Raw genomic sequence first — 5,798 nt, forward strand, 5'->3', positions numbered from 1 at the left:
GGGTCGGGGCGGGCTCCTCGGCGGCGGCCGGGTCGCCCTCGGCACCGGAGGACTCGGCGGATTCGCCGGACTCGGCGTGGTCGGCGTGTTCGGCATGGTCGGCGGACTCGGAGGGCTCGACGGCCCCGGGCGCGTCGGCGCCAGTCTCCGGGTTCTCGGTCCGCTCGGAGCCCGAGGTCTCCGCGTCGGCGCCGCCGACCGACCCAGCGGGCTCCTGGGCGCCTTCCGGGGCCTCCTCGGCCGTCTCGGCGCCCTGACCCGCGTACGCGTCCCCAGAGCCCCCAGAGGTCACGGCGGGCTCACCGGAGGCGTCCCGGGCCGTACCCGGCACGCCCTCCCACGCCGAGGGACCCTCGGCCGAGCGTTCCTCGGCGGGGTGTTCGCCTGACGGGCGTTCCCCTGACGGGTGCTCGTCGGTTCGCGCGGGAGGCGGCGGCGCGGTCCACGCCGTGCCGATCTCCTCGGTCGCCCAGGGCGCGGAAGCACCGCCGGGGAGCGTGGCGGGCGGGGTGCCGCCCCACTGCTCGACCAGGGCCGAGGTGCTGAACTCACCGGATTCATCCGGAAGATCACCACCGGCGACCGGAATCGACCACTCGCCGGTCACATCGTGACCGGGAGCGGTGCCTTCCGGCGCGGCCGGCTCCTCGAAGGTCCACTGACCCGTCGAGCCGGGGTTGTACGTGAACCCGTGCTGCGTCGGCGGCGAGGGCTGCCCGGCGTTCGGGTCGTGCCACTCGGCACCCCCGGCCGGCATCGCCCAGGTGCCCGGGACGGACGGGTCCGTACCGGCGGTGTGGGCCGTGTCACCGACCTGTCCCGTGTGGGCCGGGTTGATGGAGTTCGTCGCTATCTGCGGCGGGACATAGCCGTGGCCGGGCGCCGCCAGCGGGCTGTCCGCGGCGAGCAGTGCGTCGATGCCCCCCTCGGGGAGCTGGACGAACGTGGTCGCGCCGTCGTCGTAGTCGCCCTGCGGCAGCCGCTCCCAGCCGCCCTGGCCCCCCTGCTGCGGGGTGCCCTCTCCGTGCTGGTCGTCGGTCACGACAGTGCCCTCCCCAGTGCTCGTCGGGCCAGCGCGGCGACGGTGCGCCGCAGGTGCAGTACGGCGGGCGGAAGCGGTGCCACGGAACCGTCCACCTCGGGGGCCGGGTCCGGGATGCAGGCGGCGGCGACGTACTCGCCGAAGGCCTGGAGCGCCTCGGGCACCAGGGTGCGCTCGCCGTCCCAGTCGATCAGCTGACCCACCCACGCCTCGGCGTCCAGCGGGCGCAGCGGCATCGGCGCTATGGCTCCGACGGCGCACCGCACCCCGCGCCGGGCGGGGTCGAGGACGAGGGCGACGGAGGCGACCGCGCGGCCGGGGCCGGTGCGCCCGGTGGCCTTCAGGAAGACCTGGGGGGCGTGCAGCAGCGGCACGCGCACGAAGCCGATGAGTTCACCGGGCCGCAACATCTCCATGCCCGCCAGCAGGTGCGAGACGGGCATCTCGCGCCGGGCCCCGCCCGGGCCCGCGATGATCAGTGTGGCCTCCAGAGCGGCGAGCACGGGCAGCGCGTCCCCGGTGGGGGCGGCCGTCGCGATGTTGCCGCCGAGGGTGCCGGCGTTGCGGATCTGCGGTGGTCCGGCGGCGCGCGCGGCCGCGGCGAGCGCCGGAATGAGCGCCGCGAAGTCCGGGCGCCCCATCCGGGCGTGCGTCAGTCCCGCCCCCAGGAGTGCATGGCCGTCCTGGTACTGCCAGCCGCGGATCTCGCTGATCCGGCCGAGGCCGACCAGCGCGGCGGGCCTGAGCTGCCCGGAGTTGACCGCGGCCATGAGGTCCGTGCCGCCCGCCACCGGAACCGCCCAGGGCATGGCGGCGAGGGCCGCCACGGCCTCGTCCAGCGAGCCGGGCAGGGTCACGGCCTGCGCCGCCTGCGGTGCGTGCGTGGTCAAACCGGCTGCCCCTTCCCGCTGCCCCACCTGGTCCCCGCCTGTGTTGCCGTACGGTACGTGCTGACAGGGCGGACGTGGCAACTCTGGCACATTCTCGCGAGGCCCGAACGCGGGGGTCCGCTAGGAGGCATTCGCCCACCTCACCCGAGAGATGGTCCGTTTTGGTGCGTCATCACCCATAGGCGCGCAATGACACCTTCCAGTGGCTCACGCACCTCTTGTGCCACTCGTTCCCCGAGCGGCCACCGTCGCAGGGCACGCGCTTTCGGTCCTACGTCTTCGCTCCCGCCTCACACGTTCGGGGGCGCCCCCTCGATCGGACGTCCGAGCACGCCGGGTCGCCGCTGCCACGGACGCGGGCCCGAAGGCGGCCGATAACCGACCCCCAGGGCGTCAAGTCGCGCGTAGTGGACCGTCATCCGCCGTTCGAAGTCGCCGAAGTCACGCTCGGCGGGGGCCGGCAGCCGACTCCAGGCCACCTCGGCGAAGGCCGCCAGGCGCGGGTACGTCTGGTAGTCCACGCGCGCCTGGTCCTCCATGACCTCGGTCCACACATTGGCCTGGGTGCCCAGCAGGTGCCGGGCCTCGGCGTCCGTCAACTCCCAGGGGACCGGCTCGAACCGGAAGACGTCCTCCAGGGTGCGTACCCAGCCGATGGGCACCGGCTCGTCGGAGCCGCCGTCCTGACGGTGGTCCAGATACACCTGCTGCTCGGGGCACATGACCACGTCGTGGCCCATGCGGGCCGCCGCGACCCCGCCCGCGTACCCCCGCCATGACGACACCGCCGCCCCAGGCGCGAGGCTGCATCTTGTCGCCTCACCTCCGGGCGCTCTGATCCCCTGTCGACACTCCTCGTCGAGCGGTCGCTTCGCTCCCTCCTCCTCGTCGCTCTCGACAGGGGCGCGCCCTTCTGCTCGGCTCCCGCCCTCCAGGATCTCGTCCCATCCGATCAGGCGACGCCCGCGCCGCGTCAGCCAGTTGTCGAAGTGCCGGACGAACCAGGACTGCAGCGCGTCCTCGTCGGCGAGCCCCAGCTCCCGGATCCGGGCCTGCGCGGCGGGCGACGCGCGCCACTGGTCCTTGGGGCACTCGTCGCCGCCGATGTGCACGAACGCCGAGAACGGCGCGGCATCGGCCGGAAACAGCTCCAGCACCTCCTCGAACACCCCCTCGTAGAAGCGCAGGGTGCGGTCGGTGGGCGCGAGGACGTTCTTGTTGACGCCCCAGGTGTCCCAGACGCCGAGCGAGGCGGTGTCGACGACGTCGGTGTTGCCGAGTTCCGGGTACGCGGCGATGGCGGCCTGGCTGTGCCCCGGGACGTCGATCTCGGGGACCACGGTGATGTGGCGCCGCGCCGCGTAGGCGACGATCTCGCGGAGGTCGTCCTGGGTGTAGTGGCCGCCGTGCGGCTTCTCCTCCCACAGGGGCGAGGCGCGATGGCCGAATTTCGTGCGCGCCCGCCATGAGCCGACCTCGGTCAGCCGGGGGTACCTCTTGATCTCGATCCGCCAGCCCTGGTCGTCCGTCAGGTGCAGGTGCAGGACGTTGAGCTTGTGCGCGGCCATCAGGTCCAGCTGCCGCAGGACCCCGTCCTTGGGCATGAAGTGCCGGGCGACGTCGAGCATGAGGCCGCGCCAGCGGAAGCGGGGGGCGTCCTCGACGGTGACGTACGGCACGCTCCAGACGCGGTCGCGGCCGAGCGGTGCCCTGCGGTACGCCTCGGGGCCGAGGAGCTGACGCAGTGTCTGAGCGCCCCAGAAGACACCGGCCGCGTCGCCGCCCTCGACGAGGACGCCGGAGGGGTCGCTGACGAGGCGGTACTCCTCGGGGCCGAGCCCGGGGTCGATCCGGAGCCCGATGCCGTCCCCCTCCGTGTCGTCGAGCTCGCGTCCCTCGCGCAGCGGCAGGCCGGTGGCGTCCCGCAGCACGGTGCCCAGCCAGTGGCCGACGTCCTCGGTCCCCTCGCCGGCGTGGAGCCGGGAGCGCGCCGTCAGCCGTACCTCGCCGGCGGCGGCGTCGACGGCGCGGGGCACCGGAATCAGATCGGGTTTCTGCACATCAGTCCTTGACCGCGCCGCCCAGTCCGGAGACCAGCCGTCGCTGTACGAGTACGAAGAAGACGAGCACCGGGACGGTCATCACCGTGGACGCCGCCATCACGCCGCCCCAGTCCGGGTCCTCCGGCTTGTAGAAGACCAGGAGGGCCATCGGCAGGGTCGACTGCGAGGTGTCACTGATGATGAACGACTTGGCGAACAGGAAGTCGTTCCAGGCCGAGATGAAGGAGAAGACACTGGTCGCCACCAACCCCGGGAAGACCAGCGGGAAAAGGATCCGCCAGAGAAATCGCGAACGGCTCGCCCCGTCGAGGTACGCGGCCTCCTCCAGCGCCTCGGGTACCGCCTTCACGAAGCCCCGCAACATCCAGATCGCGAACGGCAGCGAGAAGGCGATGTGGGGCAGGATCAGCGCACCCAGGGTGTTGAGTTGACCGAAGTCCCGCATCTGGAAGAAGAGCGGGATGGTCAGCGCCTCCACCGGAACCATCTGGGCCACCAGGAACATGATCAGCAAGGTGGTCCGGAATCGGAAGCGGAATCGGGTGACCGCCGTCGCGGCGAGAAACGCGATGAGCGCGGAGGCCACGACCACGGTGCAGGCGACGATCAGGCTGTTGGCGAAGTAGCGGCCGAATTCCTGCTGCCCGAAGACACGGCGGAAGGAATCCAGGGTCGGCGCGAGGGTCCACGGCCGGGGCTCGGACGACTCGATCTCGCCCGCCGGCTTGAAGGCGCTCACCACCATCCAGTACAGCGGGAAGGCCACCACGACCGCGATGACCAGGGCGGACGCCTCCGCGGCGAGCCGCCAGGGCCGCCGCGGGAAACCAGGTGAATTCACAGCTCCTCCCCTTGCCTTCGCAGCAGTCGCAAATACACCAGGGTGATGGCCAGCAGAATCACCAGCATCACCACGCCGATCGCCGAACCGAGGCTGTACTGGGACGACGCGAAAGCCTTCTGATAGGCGTACACGTTCAGTACGAGGTTCTGGCCCGCGATTCCGCCGCCGCCCGTCATCACATAGATCTGGGTGAAGACCTTGAAGTCCCAGATGATCGACTGAATGGTGACGACGACGAGGATCGGTCGGAGCATCGGCGCGAGGACCGACCGCCAGACCCGCCACTGCGAGGCCCCGTCCAGAGCGGCGGCCTCCAGGATTTCCGACGGTACGGAGCGGATGCCCGCGTAGACGGTCACCATCACGAACGGGAAGGAGCACCAGACCACTTCGAGCATGACGAGGAGGAAGGCGCTGTACCGCCCGTACGTCCAGGAGTGGTCGCCGAGTCCCAGAACGCGGTTGACCGGCCCGAAGTCCGGGTCGAACAGCAGCAGCCAGACCGTGGAGCCGGTGATCGCCGGGGTCGCCCACGCGCCGAGCGCCGCCAGCATCAGCGCGAGCCGCGGCAGGGCCCGTACTCGTGTCAGCAGCACGGCGAGCGCGCACCCGACGGCGAGCGTGGACACCACGCACGCCGCCGCGAACACGACGGTGGCGAGCAGCACCCGCCAGAACTCGGCGTCCCCGAACAGCTCCGCGTAGTTCCCGACCCCCTGGAAAGTGGTCGGTTCGCCTCCGCTGACCTGCGCCTGGGTGTACTCGAACAGCGATATCAGCCCGAGCTGATAGACGGGATAAACAAGCAGCCCACCAAGAACGACAAGGGCGGGGGCAAGATAGAGCCAAGGGGTGCCGGCGCCCCGACAGGGGCGCGAGGAACTGCGCGAGAAACCACGACGAACCCGCACCCGCCCACGCACCCCGCCCCCCCAGACCCTAACCCGCAACCCCCCGGG

Annotated in this window: 4 protein-coding genes and 1 pseudogene; all 5 read right to left on the reverse strand. The window is 71.5% G+C overall.

The features are described 5' to 3' along the window. Positions 1 to 1,042 (reverse strand): annotated as a pseudogene (locus P1P70_RS39215) ((2Fe-2S)-binding protein); the annotation flags it as partial. Next, the gene (locus P1P70_RS39220) at positions 1,039 to 1,932 is read right to left on the reverse strand and encodes an FAD binding domain-containing protein (protein ID WP_184893457.1); all 894 of its coding nucleotides are present in this window, start codon (positions 1,930 to 1,932) and stop codon (positions 1,039 to 1,041) included. The gene P1P70_RS39220 and the pseudogene P1P70_RS39215, both read right to left, overlap by 4 nt. A gap of 290 nt (positions 1,933 to 2,222) precedes the next feature. Next, positions 2,223 to 3,992, reverse strand: a complete 1,770-nt coding sequence (locus P1P70_RS39225) for a beta-N-acetylhexosaminidase (protein WP_319246352.1) — start codon at positions 3,990 to 3,992, stop codon at positions 2,223 to 2,225. 1 nt (position 3,993) lies between these two features. Continuing rightward, positions 3,994 to 4,836 carry a carbohydrate ABC transporter permease gene (locus tag P1P70_RS39230; protein ID WP_319246355.1) on the reverse strand — a complete coding sequence of 281 codons (843 nt, stop codon included), beginning with the start codon at positions 4,834 to 4,836 and terminating at the stop codon, positions 3,994 to 3,996. Beyond that, positions 4,833 to 5,762, reverse strand: a complete 930-nt coding sequence (locus P1P70_RS39235) for a carbohydrate ABC transporter permease (protein WP_413471651.1) — start codon at positions 5,760 to 5,762, stop codon at positions 4,833 to 4,835. Before P1P70_RS39235 ends, P1P70_RS39230 begins: the two co-directional genes overlap by 4 nt. Positions 5,763 to 5,798: the final 36 nt, after the last annotated feature.

The organism is Streptomyces sp. MB09-02B, from assembly GCF_033794485.1.
Lineage (GTDB): Bacteria > Actinomycetota > Actinomycetes > Streptomycetales > Streptomycetaceae > Streptomyces.